Raw genomic sequence first — 17549 nt, forward strand, 5'->3', positions numbered from 1 at the left:
GTGTCGCGGGGTGGGCAGTGCCTGTTCGAGGGACTGTCGCTGCAGATAGCGGCCGGCGAGATCCTCGGCATCACCGGTCCCAGCGGTTGCGGCAAGTCCACGCTGGGGGACGTGCTGCTGGGCCTGCACTCGCCCGACAGCGGGCACGTGGAGGTCAGGGTGCAGCGTCCCCATGCCCTGCAGAAGGTGTTTCAGGACCCGCCCAGTGCCTTCCCCCGCAGCGTTGTGCTCGGCCGGGTCATCGACGACCTGGTCAGGCGTCATCGCCTCGACGGCAGGCGCATCGCACCCTTGATGGAGCGGCTGCGCCTGTCGCCCGGCCTGTTGGCGCGCAGGCCGGGCGAGGTGTCCGGCGGCGAGCTGCAGCGTCTGGCGATTCTGCGTGTCATGCTGCTCGACCCGGTGCTGCTGTTCGCCGATGAGCCGACGTCGCGACTGGATCCCGTTACCCAGCAGGAGGTGATCGAGCTGCTGGTCGACCTGGCCCGGCAGCAGGGGTGTGCGGTGGTGCTGGTCAGCCATGACAGGGCGCTGATCGAAAGGACCGCGCATCGGTGCATCAGCCTTGGCCATGATGCCGGCGATGCGACGCCGGCGCTGGCGGCGCGGCCGCTTATGGCATGACAGTTCGTAGGCAGTGCCCGGAGAACACGCGGGCTGGAATGAGGGAACCGAATTCCACCGACGGTACCAGGCTCTGCCGATGCCGGGTACCGCCGGTGCAGCGTCAACCGGTGGAACGATACGGTGGAATTCGCTTTCGGGCTCATTCCACCCTACGAACTCGGAACGTTTAGCGCTAGAGTAGGCCACCAGTGAATGCCGACCGGATGACAGGAGAATAGTGTGGCGGAATACGATTTTGATCTCTTCGTGATCGGAGCAGGATCGGGCGGTGTGCGTGCCGGCCGCATGGCGGCGGCGATGGGTGTTCGGGTCGCGGTGGCCGAAGACCGTTACCTGGGCGGCACCTGCGTCAACGTCGGCTGCGTGCCGAAAAAGCTCTACGCCTACGCCGCGCATTATGCGGACGACTTCGCCGATGCCCGCGGTTTCGGCTGGCAGAGCGAGCGACCGGCATTCGACTGGGCGACGCTGCGGGATAACAAGAGCCGCGAGATCGAGCGGCTCAACGGGATCTACCGTAACCTGCTGGTCAACGCCGGCTGCACCCTGATCGACGGCCGGGCCCGGATCGTCGACGCCCATACCGTGGCGGTTGGCGAGCGGCGCTACAGTGCCGAGCGGATCCTGGTCGCCACCGGTGGCTGGCCCTTCGTGCCCGACTTCCCGGGCAGAGAGCATGTGATCAGCTCGAACGAAGTGTTCGATCTGGAGCGGTTCCCGCAGCGTGTCCTGGTCGTCGGCGGCGGCTATATCGCGGTCGAGTTTGCCGGCATTTTCGCAGGTCTCGGTGCCACCACCCATCAGGTCTATCGCCGCGATCTCTTCCTGCGCGGCTTCGATCTCGAGGTGCGCGAGTTCGTCGCCGCCGAGATGCGCAAGAAAGGGGTCGACCTGCGCTTCAATGCCGATGTCGAGCGCATCGAGAAACAGGCCGACGGCAGTCTCGACGTCTACCTTCAGGACGGTCAGGTGCTGCAGGCGGACTGCGTGCTCTATGCCACCGGGCGGGTACCGAACGTCGAACGTCTCGGCCTCGAGAATGTCGGGGTGCGCCAGCGTGACAACGGTGCCCTGATCGTCAACGACCAGCTGCAGACGGACGAGCCCTCTGTCTATGCGATCGGGGATGTCATCGACCGGGTGCAGCTGACGCCGGTCGCGCTGGCCGAAGGCATGGCGCTGGTGCGAAACCTTTACGGCAACGCATCGCAGAAGGTCGACTACGAGCTGATACCGACCGCAGTATTCTGCCAGCCCAATATTGGCACGGTGGGGCTGACCGAAGAGCAGGCACGCGAGCGATACGGCGAAGTGGATGTCTACAGCTCGGACTTCCGTGCCCTCAAGCACACGCTCAGCGGCAGCGACGAGCGCACCCTGATGAAGATGATCGTCGATCCGGCCACCGACCGGGTGGTGGGTGTGCATATGGTCGGTGCCGAAGCGGGCGAGATTATCCAGGGCATCGCCGTGGCCATGAAGGCCGGTGCCACCAAAGCGGTTTTCGATGCCACCATCGGCATCCATCCGACCGCGGCCGAGGAGTTCGTCACCCTGCGTCAGAAAACCCGCTGATTCGGAGCATCATCGACGGGGCCGCGGCCGTATCGGCGGTGGCCCTGCTGTTACCAGGCTGGAAATTCCGGTATCGTTGCCGCACACTTTGTGCATCGAACTGAATGGACTGAGACTGAACAGAGCATGATCATCCAACCGAAAATCCGTGGTTTCATCTGTACCACCACCCACCCGACCGGCTGTGCCCAGAACGTGCGCGAGCAAATCGAATACACTCGCCAGCAGGGGCCGATCGAGAACGGCGCCAAGCGGGTCCTGGTGATCGGGGCCTCCAGTGGCTACGGGCTGGCATCGCGGATCGCGGCAGCATTCGGCAGCGGTGCGGCGACCATTGGCGTGTTCTTCGAGAAGCCGGCCACCGAGCGCAAACCCGGCACTGCGGGCTGGTACAATGCGGCGGCCTTCCAGCAGCAGGCCCGTGAAGCCGGCCTCTATGCCAAGAGCCTGAATGGCGATGCCTTCTCCCACGAAGCCAAGCAGAAGGTCATCGACCTGATCCGCGAGGACCTCGGTCAGATCGATCTGGTGGTCTACTCCTGGCCTCGCCGGTGCGCAAACTGCCGGATAGCGGCGAAGTGGTGCGTTCGGTGCTCAAGCCGATCGGCGAACCCTACCGCTCGACCGCCATCGACACCAACCGCGACACCATCATCAATGCCGAGATCGAACCGGCGACCGAGGAAGAGGTCGAGAACACCGTCAAGGTCATGGGCGGCGAGGACTGGGAGCTCTGGCTGCAGGCACTGAATGATGCCGGCGTGCTGGCCGAGGGCTGCAAGTCGGTGGCCTACAGCTACATCGGCACCGATATCACCTGGCCGATCTACTGGGATGGCGCCCTGGGCAAGGCCAAGCAGGATCTCGACCGGGCCGCCAGCGAACTCAACAACCTGCTGCAGGCCAGGGGCGGTCAGGCCAACGTGGCGGTGCTCAAGTCCGTCGTCACCCAGGCGAGTTCTGCGATCCCGGTGATGCCGCTCTATCTGTCGATGGTGTTCCGCATCATGAAGGAGCAGGGCCTGCACGAGGGCTGCATGGAGCAGGTTCACCGTCTCTTCGCGACCGGACTCTACGGCGACGGCGCCGAAATGGACAACGGCAACCGCTACCGTCTCGACGACTGGGAACTGCGCGACGATATCCAGGACCGGTGCCGCGAGCTCTGGCCGCAGATCACCACCGAGAATCTGTTCGAGCTGACGGATTATGCCGGCTACAAGGCCGAGTTCCTGAAGCTGTTCGGCTTCGGTGTCGAAGGCGTCGATTACGATGCCGATGTCGACCCCTGCGTCGAGTTCGATGTGATCGATATCTGAGAAGAAAGCGGCGAGCCTGGTGACAGGTAACGCGTAACCCTCCGGTCGGTTGGGGAGAGGCACGGGAGTTGTCTACACTGCACCCAACCGACCAGAGGTTACATAAAGGGACAAACGGATGAAACGGATTTCAGTGCTGGTCGCCACCCTCTGGCTGGCCGGCTGCGGTGCTTTGATGCAGGGCGTGCAGGAGCAGGAAGCGAGCGTAGCGGCCATGGACGACAGGCTGGCCGACACCCGCTGGCGCGTCGAAACCATTGCCGGACAGCCATTGCCGGTTACGCTCAGGCCTGAGGTGAACTTCGCGGCGGGCGGGCGTCTTTCCGGTATGGCCGGCTGCAACCGCTTCAATGGTCGTTATCGCCTCCTCGAAGACGGCCGTCTGAATGTGACCGCGCTGGTCGTCACCCGCAAGATCTGCTTCCCGGCGGTGATGATCCACGAACAGTCCCTGCTCCGGGTGCTGGAAGATGCACAGAGCGTCGAATGGTCGGGGACGGCGCTGCTGCTGCGGTCGTCCCATGAGCGGCGCAACAGCCGGCTGGTGGCGCTGCCTGCAGGCTAGAGCTAGACGTCGATGCCGGACACCGGCGCGTCGTGGTGCAGCGTATCCAGAACCCAGTCCCGGAACGCCTTCATGCCGTAACTGAGCTGTCGACCCTTGGGGTAGACCAGGTAGAAGGAGTTGCCGCTGTCGAGCACCAGGTCGAACAGCTTCACCAGCTGGCCGTAGCGGACTTCGCGCTCGACCAGCTTTTCGTCCCCAGGGCGATGCCGACCCCCTCCATTGCCGCGGACATTGCCAGCGAGGTGCTGGAAAAGGACATGACGCGGCCGATATCGGTACTGCTGACACCGGCCTGGCGAAGGATCCTCGGCCATTCGTCGGGACGGTCGGCGACCCGGATCAGGGTGTGCTGCTTCAGGTCCGCCGGGCTCTTCAGCGGTTTGCTGCCTTCCAGCAGTCGCGGACTGCAAACCGGCACCAGGTGGACGTTAAGCAGGTGTTCGATTTCGAGGTCCGGCCAGGCGCCGCGGCCGAAATAGACCGCCATGTCGGTATCGCTGTGGTCGAAGTCGATGGGGCCGGAAAGGTTGCTCAGGCGCAGCTCGACATCGGGGTGCTCGGTCTGGAACTGGCCGATACGGGGAACCAGCCAGCGGGTCAGGAAGGCCGGCGCGACGGCGATGGTGACCGCCACCGAATTCGGTGACGCCATCAGCCTGCGCGTGGCGCTGTCGATTTCGTCGAGGGCCAGCTGCACCGATGCCAGGTAGCGTTCGCCGGCGCTGGTCAGGCTGACGCGGCGTTTTTCCCGCAGGAACAGCCGTACGTCGAGAAAATCCTCCAGTGTCTTGACCTGGTGGCTGACAGCGGAGGGCGTGACGAACAGCTCGTCGGCAGCCTTGTTGAAACTGCCGTGGCGGGCGGCAGCTTCGAAGCTGCGTAGAGCGTTGAGCGGGGGTAGGCGGCGAATGGGCTCTCTCCCTGACTGGTGTCGATGGCATCGGATGCTCAGTATAGCCCCGCCAAACATCGACGTTAATCTCCGCAGGCCCGATTGACGATTGAAACTTGCGCTCCTTCAGCCTGGTTTAGGTTCAATCGTCGGGAATTTGGAGGTCTCATGGATGTCGGGCAGTATCGCAAGCTCGGTTGCAGTCAGTGTCTCGAAGGGGTGGGGCTGGACTTCGACTTCAGCTTTGCTTTTCAGCCGATCGTGAATGCCGCCGATGCGTCAATCTTCGCTTATGAGGCGCTGGCAAGGGGCTTGAAGGTCAAGGCGCCGCGACGGTATTTGCCAACGTCAATCCGGCCAATCTGTACGCATTCGATCAGGCATGTCGTACCAGAGCGATAGCCCTGGCGGTTGAGTTGGGGCTCGATTGCAAATTGAATATCAACTTCACACCCAATGCGATCTACAGGCCCGAGCTCTGCATCCGCACCACTCTCGAGGCGGCAAGAGCCTTTGATTTTCCGCCCGAGCAGATTGTGTTCGAAGTGACCGAGGGGGAAAAGGTCGTCGATCACGACCATCTGCGCAATATCTTCGAGACCTACAGGGAGCTCGGGTTCGGCACGGCGATCGACGATTTCGGTGCCGGATACTCCGGGCTCAACCTGCTTGCAGAATATCAGCCGCACTTTATCAAGCTTGATCGGGCGTTGATCAGCAATATCCATCAGCACAGGGCTCGCCAGATCATCTGTCGCGGCATTCTTCAGGTCTGTTGCGAGCTGGATATCGTGGTGCTGGCCGAGGGTGTGGAGTGCCGGGAGGAATATCTCTGGCTGCGTGATGCCGGCGTAACGCTGTTTCAGGGGTACTATTTTGCCCGTCCGGGATTTCGCCGTTTACCCGAGGTGGACCCCGCCTGTTTCTGATGCGGCGGGCTGGGGCTTGAAGCGGGCGACAAAACTGCTGTACGAGCGGGGCTGAACCGTTCTATGCTGAAGCCCATAATCATGCAGAAGTGAGAAGCGCCATGCCCTATACCCCCGAGATGGTCGAAGAACTGGATATGCTGAGCCGTTTCAACCTGGCGACGACGCAGCAGGGCCTCAAGGTGCATCATGATGCAGATCCGGCCCTGGTGGCGGCTACGCGCCGACTCTATGACAAGGGGCTGATCACCCAGGTCGATGGCGGCTACCTGACCGATCTCGGGCGCGATGCGGCGGAGCACGCCCAGGCGGCGCTGACGATTCTGAAATCGCCGCGGTTTCTCTGACGGCGAGACCGCAGCAGTCCATGTCAGGCAACGGGGAGGGTAAATTTTCTTGATCTTTTGTGCACCCGCGGCACAATGCAGGCCATCCAGTACGGGGGGAATACTCATGCAATCGAAACTCAAGGCCCATCCGAAGTTTATCGAAGCGATGCAGAAACTTTCGGCGATGTCCGAAGAAGAGCGACTGTCTGACGAAAACAAGGAGCTGTTTGAACAGGCGATGCGGTATGCACCGCTGGATATCCAGCCCAAACTGGCGGCGATCCAGAGAAAGTACGACGTACTGCACTGATCCCCTTTGCAGTCGGAAAAACGGGCCACCTTCGGGTGGCCCGTTGCGTTCAGGGGTAGCAGTACTTATCGTGCGCCACGGGCGCCGGCCCGGATCACCAGGGCAATGCCGCCAAGGGTCAGGGTGCCGGAGAGGACCAGCCGAAGACTCAGCGGCTCCGCCAGCAGCAGCACGCCCCCGAGGGCCGCCAGCGCCGGAACGGTTAGCTGAACGGTGGCAGCGGTGGTCGGTGTCAGCCGGGGCAGCACCTGGTACCAGAGGGCGTAGCCACAACCAGATGCCAGGGCGCCGGAGGCGACCGCAAAGAGGACGCCCCGCGTCTCAAGGGCGGGTTCGGTGACTCCGGCCAGGCTCACCGCCAGGCCGAGCGGCAGCGCCAGCATGAAGTTAGCGGCAGTGCCCGCCAGGGCATCGCTGTTGCCGCGCCCGAGCAGTGAATAAAGGCCCCAGGCTGCGCCCGCCAGCGCCATGGCACAGGCTGCGAACGGTGATGGCGCCGAGGCGCCGGGCAGCAGCAGCAGCACCAGCCCGCCTGCCGCCAGAAGAATGCCCAGCCACTCTATCGCCGCCGGACGATTGCCGCGCACCAGGCCGTGGCCGATCATCGTCAGTTGCACGCAGCCGAACAGGATGAGCGCGCCGATACCGGTGTCCAGCTCCAGGTAGGCGAAGGAGAACAGGATGGCATAGGCGAACAGGCTCAGTGCCGCCAGCGGACGCAGCGGCAGATGCAGCGGGGCCTGGCGTCGCCGTTGCCGCAGCAGCAGTAGCAGGGTCAGCATCAGGGCGCCGCTCAGCAGCCGGATGCTGGTAAAGCTCGCGGCGTCGATGGCACCGGCATGCAGTCCCAGGCGGCAGAATAGCGAGTTGGCGGCAAAGGCCAGCAGTGCCAGCAATGTAAGGCTGGCATTTGCGGCGGAGCTCTGGCTGTGCATGACGGTTTCCCTGCAGACCGAGTGACAAGAATAGGGTGGTGTCATTGGCATCGCCAGCCTACTTTGGTGCCGGTCTATCACCGTGAAACCGCAGTACCATTGCGTTAAGCTGTTGTCCTGTCAGTGAAAAAGAAGGGGAGCCTTTTGTCGAGCAGGGAATTGCCAGCAGTTATCGCCGGCCCGTTGCTGCGCCGGCTGGAGGCCGGAAGGCTGATCTTCTGGCTGGTCGGCACGCGTGAGTTGAACCTGCGCCTGAGTCTGTTCGACCCTGTCGGTGGCGAATGCCTCTGGCAGGTGGTACCGAGCCCCGGTGACGAGCTGCAGCGGGTGCGGATCGGCGAGCGGGCCTGGATTCATCTGCTTGACCTGCGACCGACGCAACCGCTGCCGATGGATCGCGAGCTCGAGTACGATCTGCAGGTCGACGGCGAGAGCATCGTCACCCTGATGCCCGGCTTGCTCTATCCGGGGCGCAGCCGCCTTTCGGTCATGATCAAGTCGCGGCTCGACCAGTTGCTGCACGGCTCCTGCCGCAAGCCGCACTTTCCCGGTCCCGATGCGCTGGTGCGTGCCGACGACTGGCTCGGCCGTCATCTGGAGAGCACGGAGCGGCCGGCACTGCTGATGCTCTCGGGGGATCAGATCTATGTCGACGATGTCGCCGGCCCCATGCTGCAGGGCCTGCACCAGGTCATCGAGCTGCTGGGACTCTACGGCGAAACCTTCGAGCAGGCCGCGGTCGCGGACAGCGACAGCCTCTACAGTCACCCGGACTGCAATTACCGGCGCCAGAATCTGCTGCCCCGGACCCGGCCGCGGCTCGGCTGGCGGGACCGGCTGCTCAACGGCGCCTCGCGGCCGATCTTCACCGGCCATGCGATCGGCAACCACCTGATCAGCCTGGGGAGGTGCTGGCGCAGTACCTGCTGCTCTGGTCGCCGCAATTATGGCCTCTGCTGACGTTCGATCCCGGGGTGCTGGATGGCCCGCTGCAATCGCGCTTCGGGCGGGAGCGGGTTGCGCTGGAGAACTTCGTGGCCGGGCTGCCGGCGGTGCAGCGGCTGCTGGCCCAGTACCGGTGAACATGATCTTCGATGATCACGATGTCACCGATGACTGGAACCTGACGTCGGGCTGGGAGCAGGCGGCGTACGGGCACCCTTCTCGCGCCGAATCATCGGCAACGCACTGCTGGGTTACTGGCTCTGCCGGGCTGGGGCAACGATCCTGAAGGGCTGGAGCCCGAAGTGCTGGAGCTGGCGCAGAAACTCGGGCGCGAACCCTGCCAGGATGCCCTGATCGAGCGTCTGTTCGCGCGCGAAAGCTGGTCCTATGTACTGCCGACCGAACCGCCGCTGCTGGTGCTGGATACCCGTACCCAGCGCTGGTGGTCGGAGCGCAGCCCCGGCCGTCCGTCCGGCCTGATGGACTGGGAGGCGCTGACGGAGCTGCAGCTGCGGCTGCTGGACCGCGAGGCGGTGGTGCTGGTTTCGGCGGCGCCCATTTTCGGCGTCAAGCTGATCGAGACGATCCAGCGGGTATTCAGCTTTTTCGGTCAGGCGCTGGCGGTCGATGCCGAGAACTGGATGGCCCACCCGGGTGCGGCCAATGTCATCCTCAACATCTTCCGCCACCCGCGCACGCCCCGGCATTTCGTGATTCTGTCGGGGGATGTGCATTACTCCTTCGTCTACGATGTGCTGATCCGCTTTCGCAAGCACAGTCCTCGGATCTGGCAGATCACCTGCAGCGGCCTGAAAAACGAGTTTCCGCGTCGTCTGCTGGACGTGTTCGACGGACTCAACCGCTGGCTCTATGCGCCCTGGTCGCCGCTGAACTGGTTTACCCGCCGTCGCGCCATGCGTGTCGAGGCCCGGCGACCATCTGGGCAGAAGCGCGGGCATCGGCTGGTCAACAGCTCCGCCATCGGCCTGGTGGCGCTGGATGCAGAGGGGTGCCGGTGCGGATCCGGCTACTGGAGGCCGATGGTGGCAGCGTCGAATTCGAGCCGCAGACCGTCTCCGGGAAGGGCGGCTGAGCCTGCCCGGGCGCGAATTCGAAATTTACGTAAGTTATTTACAAAAGGGGCTCGACCTTGATGTCGCATTTGGGCATATTGGGTGCGTTTTGAGGTGCTCATCCCTCATTTTTCATGTCGACCCTTCAAGGCAACACGAGGCAGCAGCAGGTTGGGGCCGCTCCGGGTTAATGCCGTTCCGGCAGGGGCCCAAGCCGGCGTGCCGCGGCGTCTCGCCGTGGAAGACTGGTTCTGCAGGGGTGGGTGAATCGCCAATCTTTTCCCCTGCGGGGGCCTTTACCAAAGGAGTGCAACAGTTCCATGCACTGGTTACTGCTCTGCCTTATCCTGCTGGCCTTCGTCCTGATCGTGATCGAGGACGTCGTCCATATCAACAAGGCCAAGTCGACCCTGTTCCTCGGAACCCTGGTCTGGCTGCTGGCCTTCATGTTTCCCGGGCACGGGACCGATACCGCCGCCGTTCAGGCGCAGCTCAATGAAAACCTGCTGGAGATCGCAACGCTCTGGCTGTTCCTGATGGCGGCGATGACCTTCGTCGCCTATCTCAACCAGCAGGGGCTCATCACCCAGTTGGTGTATCGGGCGCTGCCGGCGCGCATCGGTCAGCGTCAGCTGATGCTGCTGATGGCGCTGCTGGCGCTGGTATTCTCCTCGCTGGCCGACAACATCACCGCATCGCTGATCATGCTGTCGTTGCTGGCGTCGCTGAAGCTCAAGCCGCGCTCGATGGTGAAATACGCAGCCCTGCTGGTGTTTGCCGTCAACTCCGGCGGTGTCTCGCTGATCACCGGCGACGTCACCACCCTGATGATCTTCCTGGCAGGCAAGGTGGCGATCACCGATCTCTTTCTGCTGATTCCGGCGGCGCTGATCGGCGTGCTGGTGCTGCTGGCGACCCTGATGACCGGCGGCAACAGCGAGATCGAGATACCCCGCTTCCGCCGTCCGATCGCCGGACGCGACAAGGTGATTGCCGGGCTGTTTCTGCTGACCATCGTTTCGACGCTGCTGTTCAGCGTCTTCTTCAGCATACCGCCGGTACTCAGCTTCCTGTTCGGCCTGGCGGTCATGTTCCTGGCCTACCAGTTCCTGTACCGCGATACGCCTTCGCGCCAGAGCGTGCTCGAGTATATGCGTGACATCGAGTTCGATACGCTGCTGTTCTTCCTGGGCGTGCTGCTGCTGGTCGGGATGCTCAAGGAGCTGTCGGTGCTGGACCACCTGCCCCAGCTGTATCAGATCATGCCGGTGGTGGCCGCCAACTATGTCGTCGGCCTGCTGTCGGCGCTGGTCGACAACGTGCCGTTGACCGCGGCGATCCTGAAGTCCGGCATCGACATGGATCTGGCGGACTGGATGTGTCTGACCTATGCCACCGGTGTCGGCGGCTCGCTGCTGATCATCGGTTCCGCGGCCGGCGTGATCGCGATGAGCAAGATCGAGGCGCTGAGCTTCGTCAGCTACCTGCGCTACATGCCGCGACTGCTGCTGGCCTACAGTGCCGGATACGGAGCGGTTTGGGTGATGGGTCGCACGTTCGTGTAGCGGAAATAAAGCGGGCGGAGTGTCGGTTGTCTGACCGGCATCCGCCCGAATCGGAGCAGGGAGAGAAGGGGGATTCCCTGCTGCCGTGGTAATGGGGTGTTACTGTCTGTCGCGCCTGACCGGTTGTCGAGTCCGGTTGTCCTCAGGCGGCGCTTTTCCCATGTTCCGGGTGCGTCGCGATAAAGTGGTGCAGGACTTTTCGCAATACCTCGGCATGTCGCTGGTTGCCGCAGCGTTCTGCGCGGCTGATATCGTCCAGAATGATGCCCTTGATCCGCTGGTCGCCGTCGTGGGAGATCAGGTACTGCCCAAGTGCGAGTGCGAGCATTGGGTCCAGGTGCTCATGTTCGGCGATGGCTTCGATTTCACCCTCGGTCAAATCACACATTGCCAAGCACTCTTCATACGTCAACATACGGTGATAACTCCTTTGGGTTATATCTATATGAATGGGTTGTAGGGGCTATTGCCCTCAGGGGCGCCTTTGAGTTTAGTGGAGCCCCGACGCTTTCTCTAATGCCGCGGCTGTATTTTTTTCAGCAGCGCCCGTCTTCTTTTCCTGTCTGCCCCTGGAGGTATCGGGCCCCCGAAATCGGTGGGTTTTCAGCTCCGGCGAAATGGCAGCCAGTCCTGCATGGCCTCGATCTGCTCGCGCATCAGCTGCTGTTCCTCGTCGACGGCGCGGCGGATGGCGTCGGCAAAACCCGGGTGCCGTATCCAGTGCCCGGACCAGGTTTCGATCGGACGAAAGCCGCGCTGAATCTTGTGCTCGCCCTGGGCGCCGGGATCGAAGCGTGTCAGCCCGTTTTCGATACAGTATTCGATGCCCTGGTAGTAGCAGGTTTCGAAATGCAGGCTGTCATGGTCCTCCCGGCAGCCCCAGTAGCGGCCATAGAGGGTCGAGGCGCTTTTCAGTGACAGGGCGCCGGCAACCGCCCGGCCTTCCCGTTCGGCAATTACCAGCAGCAGCTGCTCCGGCATGCGCGCGAGCAGTGTCTGGAAAAACGCCAGCGTCAGGTAGCCCCGGCGTCCGCGTTTCAGATAGGTGCTCTGGTAGAAATCGTAGAACTCTGCCAGCTGCTGTTCGCTGATATGGGGGCCTTCGATGCGTTTCATCCGGATCTGCTGTTCGGCGACCTTCTGGCGTTCGCGGCGAATGTTCTTGCGCTTGCGCGAGGCCAGCTGTTCGAGGAAATGGTCGAAGCTGCGATAGCCGTCATTGAACCAGTGGTACTGGGTTCCCAGGCGCATGCAAAGATGCCTGTGCTGCAGCGCATCTCTTGTGGCCGGCTCGACGAAGAGACCGTGCCAGGAGGAGGCGCCGAAACGTTCGGCCAGCTGCTGCACGGCATCGAGCATCGCATCGACATGGCGCTCGGGCGCCTCCCGGCTGCCGATTCTGGGGCCCGAGGCGGGTGTGAACGGGATGGCGGTCAGCAGCTTGGGGTAATAGTCGAGGCCGTGGCGCTGATAGGCATCGGCCCAGGACCAGTCGAAGACGTATTCGCCCCAGGAGTGGGACTTGAGGTAGAGCGGCATGGCCGCCACGGCTTCGGAATGCCGAAAGGCGATCAGGTGCAGCGGCTGCCAGCCGGTGTCCGGCGTGACGCTGCCGCTGCTTTCCAGGGCTTCGAGAAAGTCGTAGCGCAGGAAGGGATAGTCGGTGCCGCAGAGGCGATTCCAGACCGCTGGGTCGATTTCGGCGAGCGCGTTGTGGATCCTGAGTTCGAGCATTTTTACCTATACTTCCGGTGGCGGCCCGGTCAAACTGTCACGTTGTCAAAAAACTGCAAGCGGTAAGCGCCAGGCCGCAAAAGGCCGGTGCCACGCTTGTAGCTTGCGCCTGTAAAGCTTGCCGCCTTCAAAAGGAGTCCCCCTATGGATGAACTGGAACTCGAATTCGAACTGCACCCGCAGCTGGCGCAGGACTGCATTGTGCTGGGCGACTTTCCGCTCTGTCGTCTGCTGCTGATGAACGATGCCAATTTTCCCTGGTTCATTCTGGTCCCCGGCGCGCCGGCGTCAGTGAAATCTATCATTTGTCGCCCGAAGAGCAGGTGCAGCTGACTCACGAATCGAGTTTGCTGGCGGAAAACCTGGCCGATGCCTTCGCGGCCCGCAAGATGAACGTGGCCTCGCTTGGCAACATGGTGCCACAACTGCACATCCATCACATCGTGCGTTACGAGCAGGATCCCGCCTGGCCTGCACCGGTCTGGGGCCGGGTGCCGGCGCGTGCCTACACCGCGGAGGAGGTCCAGGAGATCCGTCAGAAGCTGCAGGTGCTGATGACCAACGAGATGACTTTCGAAAGCAGTTAACAGAAGACAGTTAACAGAATGCGCTTCTGTATGGGGGTCACTGTGAACTGTGCGCTCAATTAGAGTATAATTCGCCGCTTTCTGGCGCTCGCGCGCGCCCATCAAGATTAATCGACAGGAACTGGAACTATTATGCGCAGCCATTATTGCGGCGACCTTAGAAAAGAGCATATTGGCGAAGACGTGACCCTGATGGGCTGGGTTCACCGCCGTCGTGACCATGGCGGGGTGATCTTCCTCGACGTTCGCGATCGCGAAGGTATTGCCCAGGTGGTCTTCGATCCGGACCGCGAAGAGAGTTTCAAGTTGGCCGACAGCGTACGCAACGAGTACGTGATCGAATTGCGCGGTACTGTGCGCGCCCGCCCCCAGGGCACCGAGAATGCGGATATGTCCACCGGCGCCATCGAAGTCCTGGGCAAGGAACTGGTCATTCTGAACAGGGCCGAAACGCCACCGTTCCAGCTCGACGAGCACCAGCAGGTCGGTGAGGACGTGCGTCTGCGTCACCGCTATATCGATCTGCGCCGGCCGGATATGCAGAGCAAACTGCGTTTTCGTTCCAAGGTCACCAGTGCGCTGCGCAACTACCTCGACGAGCACGGCTTTCTTGACATCGAAACGCCGATTCTGACGCGTGCCACGCCGGAGGGTGCCCGCGATTACCTGGTGCCGAGCCGTACCCACGAGGGCTGTTTCTTTGCGTTGCCGCAGTCGCCGCAGCTTTTCAAGCAGTTGCTGATGGTGTCCGGTTTCGACCGTTACTACCAGATCGCCAAGTGCTTCCGCGACGAGGACCTGCGTGCGGACCGTCAGCCCGAATTCACCCAGGTGGATATCGAAACCTCGTTCATGGACGAGGAGGAGATCATGGGGCTGGCCGAGGGCATGATTCGCGAAACCTTCCAGAAGCTGCTGGGCGTGGAGCTGGGCGAATTCCCGCGCATGTCCTATGAAGAGGCAATGCGTCGCTACGGTTCCGACAAGCCGGACCTGCGTATCCCGCTGGAGCTGGTCGATGTCGCCGACCTGATGGCGTCGGTCGATTTCAAGGTGTTCGCCGGTCCGGCAAAGGATCCGAAAGGGCGTGTCGCGGCACTCAAGGTGCCGGGCGGTGCCGAGCTGACCCGCAAGCAGATCGACGACTATACCAAGTTCGTCGGCATCTACGGTGCCGGGGTCTGGCCTGGATCAAGGTCAACGACCTCGCGCAGGGTGCGGAAGGTCTGCAGTCGCCGATCGTCAAGTTCCTCGGCGAAGAGGTCGCGATGCAGATCATGCAGCGCCTGGACGCCAAAAACGGCGATATCGTTTTCTTCGGCGCCGACAAGGCCCGCATCGTCAGCGAAGCCATCGGTGCGCTGCGTATCAAGGTGGGTGAGGACCTGGGGCTGATCGAGCGCGAATGGGCGCCGCTCTGGGTCGTCGACTTCCCGATGTTCGAGGAAACGGACGGCGGCAAGCTGACTGCGCTGCACCATCCGTTCACCGCGCCGAGCTGCACCGCCGAGGAGTTGCATGCGAATCCCGAAGCGGCACTGTCCCGTGCCTACGATATGGTGCTGAACGGCACCGAACTCGGTGGCGGTTCTGTTCGTATCCACGACCAGGCGATGCAGAAGGCGGTTTTCCATATCCTTGGCATCGGTACCGCCGAGGCGGAAGAGAAGTTCGGCTTCCTGCTCAATGCCCTGAAATACGGTGCGCCGCCCCACGGTGGCCTGGCATTCGGCCTGGACCGTCTGATCATGCTGATGACCGGGTCCGACTCCATCCGGGAGGTTATCGCCTTCCCGAAAACCCAGAGCGCGTCCTGCATGCTGACCGACGCGCCGGGCGAGGTCAGCACGACGCAGCTGCACGAGCTGAACATCCGCCTGCGCAAGACGCCTTAAAAGCGAACTGCGAGCCGCACGCGGCAGGCAAAGAGCAAAAGCAGCAAGAGAAAAGCGACAAGCATTGACGGGCCGCCGCCGGGCGGCCCGAACAATAGAGGTATTCCGATGGCAGGTCATTCCAAGTGGGCCAACATTAAACATCGCAAGGCGGCCCAGGATGCCAAACGAGGCAAAGTCTTTACCAAGTTGATCCGCGAGCTGAGCGTCGCCGCCAAGGAAGGCGGCGGCAACCCGGAAGACAACCCGCGTCTGCGTGCGGCGGTCGACAAGGCGCTGGGCGCGAACATGAAACGCGATACCATCGACAAGGCGATTGCCCGCGGCGCCGGCGGTGGCGAAGGCGAGAACTACGACGAGCTGACCTACGAAGGCTATGGCATCAACGGTGTCGCCATTCTGGTCGAGTGCATGACCGATAACGTCAACCGTACCGTGTCCCGGTGCGCGCGGCCTTCAACAAGTACGGCGGCAACCTCGGTACCAACGGCTCGGTGTCCTACCTGTTCGAGAAGAAGGGGCAGATCAGCTTCGGTGAAGGCGCCGATGAAGACGCCATCATGGAGGCGGCCCTGGAAGTCGGCGCTGACGACGTGGTCGGCAACGACGACGGCTCGGTCGACGTGTTCACGGCTCCGGCGGAGTTCATGAACGTCAAGCAGGGGCTGGTCGATGCCGGTTTCGAGCCGGAGTTCGCCGAGGTCGCGATGATTCCGGCGACCACCGTGGAGCTGGACGTCGAAACCGCGCGCAAGGTGATGAAGCTGATCGACGCGCTGGACGATCTCGACGACTCCCAGAACGTTTTCCATAACGCCGATATCCCCGAAGAGGCGATGGAAGATTGAGACGGTGATGCCTAACCCGTCACGCATCACCCTGCGAAGCCCGGCGCTTCGATAACTGCAAGGAAGACTCTGCCGCCATGCTGATTCTCGGTATCGACCCCGGTTCGAGGGTCACCGGCTACGGGGTGATCGATCAGGTCGGCAGTCGCAACGACTATGTCGCCAGCGGCTGCATTCGCCTCAGCGGCGACGACCTGGCGCAGCGGCTGCGGCAGATCTATGCCGGTGTCAGCGAGATCATCGAACGTTACGTCCCGCAGGAAATGGCGATCGAGCAGGTGTTCATGGCGCGTAATGCCGACTCGGCCCTGAAGCTCGGCCAGGCCCGCGGCGTGGCCATCGTCGCCGGCAGCAATCGCGAACTGCCGATCTACGAGTATGCGGCGCGCAAGGTCAAGCAGTCGGTGGTGGGCAATGGCGGCGCCGACAAGGTGCAGGTCCAGCATATGGTCTCGCGTCTGCTGAAACTGCCGGGGCTGCCCCAGGCCGATGCCGCCGACGCCCTGGCGATCGCGCTCTGTCACGCCCATACCCGCAGCAGCCTGGTCAGCAGCGCCGGTGCCAGCCGCAACCGCAACGGCCGCTGGCGTCGATGAGCTGCGGTGACTGCATCTGTCCGGCGAAGCCGGCCTGCTGGCGGGATCGCCGGCGCGATGACCATCGTGTTCGTGTTTAGCATGGCGGCGCTGGCCGCCGGTCTCAAGTTGCCGGAGTGTATCGTTGCCGGACACAAGCTGGAGTCGCCCGAAGAGGCGCGCAATCTGGAGAAGAGGAACCCGTGATAGGACGCCTGAGTGGTGAGTTACTGGAGAAGCATCCGCCGCAGCTGCTGGTCGATGTCAATGGCGTCGGCTACGAACTGGAAGCCTCGATGAACACCTTCTACCGGTTGCCCGCACGCGGCAAGCCGGTGGTGCTCTATACCCATTTCGTGGTGCGCGAGGATGCGCAGCTGCTGTACGGCTTCGCGGACCGCGAGGAGCGCAGTCTGTTCCGGGCGCTGATCAAGGTCAATGGCGTCGGACCCAAGCTGGCGCTGACCATCCTCTCGGGCATCGATACCGAAACCTTCATCCATACCGTGCACCAGGGCGATACGGCGTCACTGGTGCGCCTGCCCGGTGTCGGCAAGAAGACGGCCGAGCGCCTGATCGTCGAGATGAAGGACCGGCTCAAGGAGCTGCAGGTGTCCGACAATGGCGACTTCCAGCTGGCGAGCCCCGATGTGGCCGGTGCGCCGAGCACGTCCGATATCGTTGCCGAGGCCGAAAGTGCGCTGGTGGCCCTGGGTTACAAGCCCGCGGAGGCGAGCCGTTCCATCAGTCAGGCGGCCAAGTCCCTGGGCGGGCAGGTTGGCAGCGAGGCGCTGATCCGGCAGGCGCTGAAGTCGATGGTCGGCGGCTGAGCCGGGGGAATCA

At 62.8% G+C, this 17549-nt stretch carries 20 protein-coding genes and 3 pseudogenes; 18 read left to right on the forward strand and 5 right to left on the reverse strand.

The features are described from left to right. From ACFQDL_RS21540 to ACFQDL_RS21555, 4 genes and pseudogenes are all read left to right on the forward strand, one after another. Positions 1-624: an ATP-binding cassette domain-containing protein gene (locus ACFQDL_RS21540; protein WP_379910804.1), complete on the forward strand. Its 624-nt coding sequence runs from the start codon at positions 1-3 to the stop codon at positions 622-624. Positions 625-846: 222 nt separating this feature from the next. Next, entirely contained in the window at positions 847-2202 is a 1356-nt protein-coding gene (gene gorA, locus ACFQDL_RS21545; RefSeq protein ID WP_379910805.1) for a glutathione-disulfide reductase, read from the forward strand. A gap of 126 nt (positions 2203-2328) precedes the next feature. Beyond that, a pseudogene (gene fabV / locus ACFQDL_RS21550) lies at positions 2329-3521 on the forward strand (enoyl-ACP reductase FabV). A 118-nt stretch (positions 3522-3639) separates the two neighbouring features. Beyond that, positions 3640-4086 carry an META domain-containing protein gene (locus tag ACFQDL_RS21555; RefSeq protein ID WP_379910806.1) on the forward strand — a complete coding sequence of 149 codons (447 nt, stop codon included), beginning with the start codon at positions 3640-3642 and terminating at the stop codon, positions 4084-4086. Positions 4087-4088: 2 nt separating this feature from the next. Here ACFQDL_RS21555 and ACFQDL_RS21560 read toward each other — a convergent pair whose 3' ends face one another. Both ACFQDL_RS21560 and gcvA read right to left on the reverse strand, forming a co-directional pair. Continuing rightward, positions 4089-4241 (reverse strand): hypothetical protein, encoded by a 153-nt coding sequence (locus ACFQDL_RS21560; RefSeq protein WP_379910807.1) that lies wholly within the window; start codon positions 4239-4241, stop codon positions 4089-4091. Next, positions 4238-5059: a transcriptional regulator GcvA gene (gene gcvA / locus ACFQDL_RS21565; protein ID WP_379910808.1), complete on the reverse strand. Its 822-nt coding sequence runs from the start codon at positions 5057-5059 to the stop codon at positions 4238-4240. Before gcvA ends, ACFQDL_RS21560 begins: the two co-directional genes overlap by 4 nt. Before the next feature lie 356 nt (positions 5060-5415). On the opposite strand from gcvA, the gene ACFQDL_RS21570 reads away from it, so the two are divergent. The 3 genes from ACFQDL_RS21570 (at position 5416) to ACFQDL_RS21580 (ending at position 6549) form a co-directional block, all read left to right on the forward strand. Beyond that, positions 5416-5910 (forward strand): EAL domain-containing protein, encoded by a 495-nt coding sequence (locus tag ACFQDL_RS21570; RefSeq protein ID WP_465263977.1) that lies wholly within the window; start codon positions 5416-5418, stop codon positions 5908-5910. Positions 5911-6011: 101 nt separating this feature from the next. After that, positions 6012-6257, forward strand: coding sequence for a TIGR02647 family protein (locus tag ACFQDL_RS21575; protein WP_379910810.1), 246 nt, complete (start codon positions 6012-6014; stop codon positions 6255-6257). Between the two features lie 106 nt (positions 6258-6363). Continuing rightward, positions 6364-6549, forward strand: a complete 186-nt coding sequence (locus ACFQDL_RS21580; protein WP_379910811.1) for a hypothetical protein — start codon at positions 6364-6366, stop codon at positions 6547-6549. 65 nt (positions 6550-6614) lie between these two features. Here ACFQDL_RS21580 and ACFQDL_RS21585 read toward each other — a convergent pair whose 3' ends face one another. Then, positions 6615-7484 (reverse strand): EamA family transporter, encoded by an 870-nt coding sequence (locus ACFQDL_RS21585; protein ID WP_379910812.1) that lies wholly within the window; start codon positions 7482-7484, stop codon positions 6615-6617. Positions 7485-7643: 159 nt separating this feature from the next. Here ACFQDL_RS21585 and ACFQDL_RS21590 point away from each other — a divergent pair, with 159 nt between their 5' ends. The 4 genes from ACFQDL_RS21590 (at position 7644) to nhaD (ending at position 11067) form a co-directional block, all read left to right on the forward strand. Further along, positions 7644-8444, forward strand: coding sequence for a hypothetical protein (locus ACFQDL_RS21590; RefSeq protein WP_379910813.1), 801 nt, complete (start codon positions 7644-7646; stop codon positions 8442-8444). Continuing rightward, positions 8393-8566, forward strand: a complete 174-nt coding sequence (locus tag ACFQDL_RS21595) for a hypothetical protein (protein WP_379910814.1) — start codon at positions 8393-8395, stop codon at positions 8564-8566. The genes ACFQDL_RS21590 and ACFQDL_RS21595 overlap by 52 nt, the downstream gene beginning before the upstream one ends. A 165-nt stretch (positions 8567-8731) precedes the next feature. Next, on the forward strand, positions 8732-9583 hold the full coding sequence (locus tag ACFQDL_RS21600; protein ID WP_379910815.1) for a metallophosphoesterase family protein: 852 nt from the start codon (positions 8732-8734) through the stop codon (positions 9581-9583). A gap of 239 nt (positions 9584-9822) precedes the next feature. Next, entirely contained in the window at positions 9823-11067 is a 1245-nt protein-coding gene (gene nhaD / locus ACFQDL_RS21605; RefSeq protein WP_379910816.1) for a sodium:proton antiporter NhaD, read from the forward strand. 142 nt (positions 11068-11209) lie between these two features. On the opposite strand, the gene ACFQDL_RS21610 is transcribed toward nhaD, so the two are convergent. Both ACFQDL_RS21610 and ACFQDL_RS21615 read right to left on the reverse strand, forming a co-directional pair. Beyond that, positions 11210-11455 (reverse strand): hypothetical protein, encoded by a 246-nt coding sequence (locus tag ACFQDL_RS21610; RefSeq protein ID WP_379910817.1) that lies wholly within the window; start codon positions 11453-11455, stop codon positions 11210-11212. 215 nt (positions 11456-11670) lie between these two features. Next, the gene (locus ACFQDL_RS21615) at positions 11671-12801 is read right to left on the reverse strand and encodes a GNAT family N-acetyltransferase (protein WP_379910818.1); all 1131 of its coding nucleotides are present in this window, start codon (positions 12799-12801) and stop codon (positions 11671-11673) included. Positions 12802-12945: 144 nt separating this feature from the next. Between ACFQDL_RS21615 and ACFQDL_RS33025 the strand changes: the two genes are divergently transcribed. The 7 genes and pseudogenes from ACFQDL_RS33025 (at position 12946) to ruvA (ending at position 17536) form a co-directional block, all read left to right on the forward strand. After that, positions 12946-13134: a hypothetical protein gene (locus ACFQDL_RS33025; protein WP_465263978.1), complete on the forward strand. Its 189-nt coding sequence runs from the start codon at positions 12946-12948 to the stop codon at positions 13132-13134. Next, a complete protein-coding gene (locus ACFQDL_RS33030) occupies positions 13125-13388 on the forward strand; it encodes an HIT domain-containing protein (RefSeq protein WP_465263979.1) in 264 nt (87 codons plus the stop codon). The genes ACFQDL_RS33025 and ACFQDL_RS33030 overlap by 10 nt, the downstream gene beginning before the upstream one ends. 132 nt (positions 13389-13520) lie before the next feature. Next, positions 13521-15283, forward strand: a pseudogene (aspS, locus tag ACFQDL_RS21625) (aspartate--tRNA ligase). 108 nt (positions 15284-15391) lie between these two features. Continuing rightward, positions 15392-16131: pseudogene (locus ACFQDL_RS21630) on the forward strand (YebC/PmpR family DNA-binding transcriptional regulator). Between the two features lie 77 nt (positions 16132-16208). Then, on the forward strand, positions 16209-16727 hold the full coding sequence (gene ruvC, locus ACFQDL_RS21635; protein ID WP_379910819.1) for a crossover junction endodeoxyribonuclease RuvC: 519 nt from the start codon (positions 16209-16211) through the stop codon (positions 16725-16727). Between the two features lie 57 nt (positions 16728-16784). Continuing rightward, the gene (locus tag ACFQDL_RS21640; RefSeq protein WP_379910820.1) at positions 16785-16913 is read left to right on the forward strand and encodes a hypothetical protein; all 129 of its coding nucleotides are present in this window, start codon (positions 16785-16787) and stop codon (positions 16911-16913) included. Then, positions 16910-17536: a Holliday junction branch migration protein RuvA gene (gene ruvA, locus ACFQDL_RS21645; RefSeq protein ID WP_379910821.1), complete on the forward strand. Its 627-nt coding sequence runs from the start codon at positions 16910-16912 to the stop codon at positions 17534-17536. The genes ACFQDL_RS21640 and ruvA overlap by 4 nt, the downstream gene beginning before the upstream one ends. Positions 17537-17549: the final 13 nt, after the last annotated feature.

The organism is Marinobacterium aestuariivivens (genome assembly GCF_042661465.1).
Taxonomy (GTDB): Bacteria; Pseudomonadota; Gammaproteobacteria; order Pseudomonadales; family Balneatricaceae; genus Marinobacterium_A; species Marinobacterium_A aestuariivivens.

Coding starts and splice junctions, on each gene's coding strand:
- ACFQDL_RS21555 (WP_379910806.1), top strand. CDS start 3,640: ATGAAACGGATTTCAGTGCTGGTCGCCACCCTCTGGCTGGCCGGCTGC.
- ACFQDL_RS21610 (WP_379910817.1), bottom strand. CDS start 11,455: ATGTGTGATTTGACCGAGGGTGAAATCGAAGCCATCGCCGAACATGAG.
- ruvC (WP_379910819.1), top strand. CDS start 16,209: ATGCTGATTCTCGGTATCGACCCCGGTTCGAGGGTCACCGGCTACGGG.
- ACFQDL_RS21615 (WP_379910818.1), bottom strand. CDS start 12,801: ATGCTCGAACTCAGGATCCACAACGCGCTCGCCGAAATCGACCCAGCG.
- ACFQDL_RS21585 (WP_379910812.1), bottom strand. CDS start 7,484: ATGCACAGCCAGAGCTCCGCCGCAAATGCCAGCCTTACATTGCTGGCA.
- nhaD (WP_379910816.1), top strand. CDS start 9,823: ATGCACTGGTTACTGCTCTGCCTTATCCTGCTGGCCTTCGTCCTGATC.
- ACFQDL_RS21575 (WP_379910810.1), top strand. CDS start 6,012: ATGCCCTATACCCCCGAGATGGTCGAAGAACTGGATATGCTGAGCCGT.
- ACFQDL_RS21580 (WP_379910811.1), top strand. CDS start 6,364: ATGCAATCGAAACTCAAGGCCCATCCGAAGTTTATCGAAGCGATGCAG.
- ACFQDL_RS33025 (WP_465263978.1), top strand. CDS start 12,946: ATGGATGAACTGGAACTCGAATTCGAACTGCACCCGCAGCTGGCGCAG.
- ACFQDL_RS21640 (WP_379910820.1), top strand. CDS start 16,785: ATGACCATCGTGTTCGTGTTTAGCATGGCGGCGCTGGCCGCCGGTCTC.
- gcvA (WP_379910808.1), bottom strand. CDS start 5,059: ATGTTTGGCGGGGCTATACTGAGCATCCGATGCCATCGACACCAGTCA.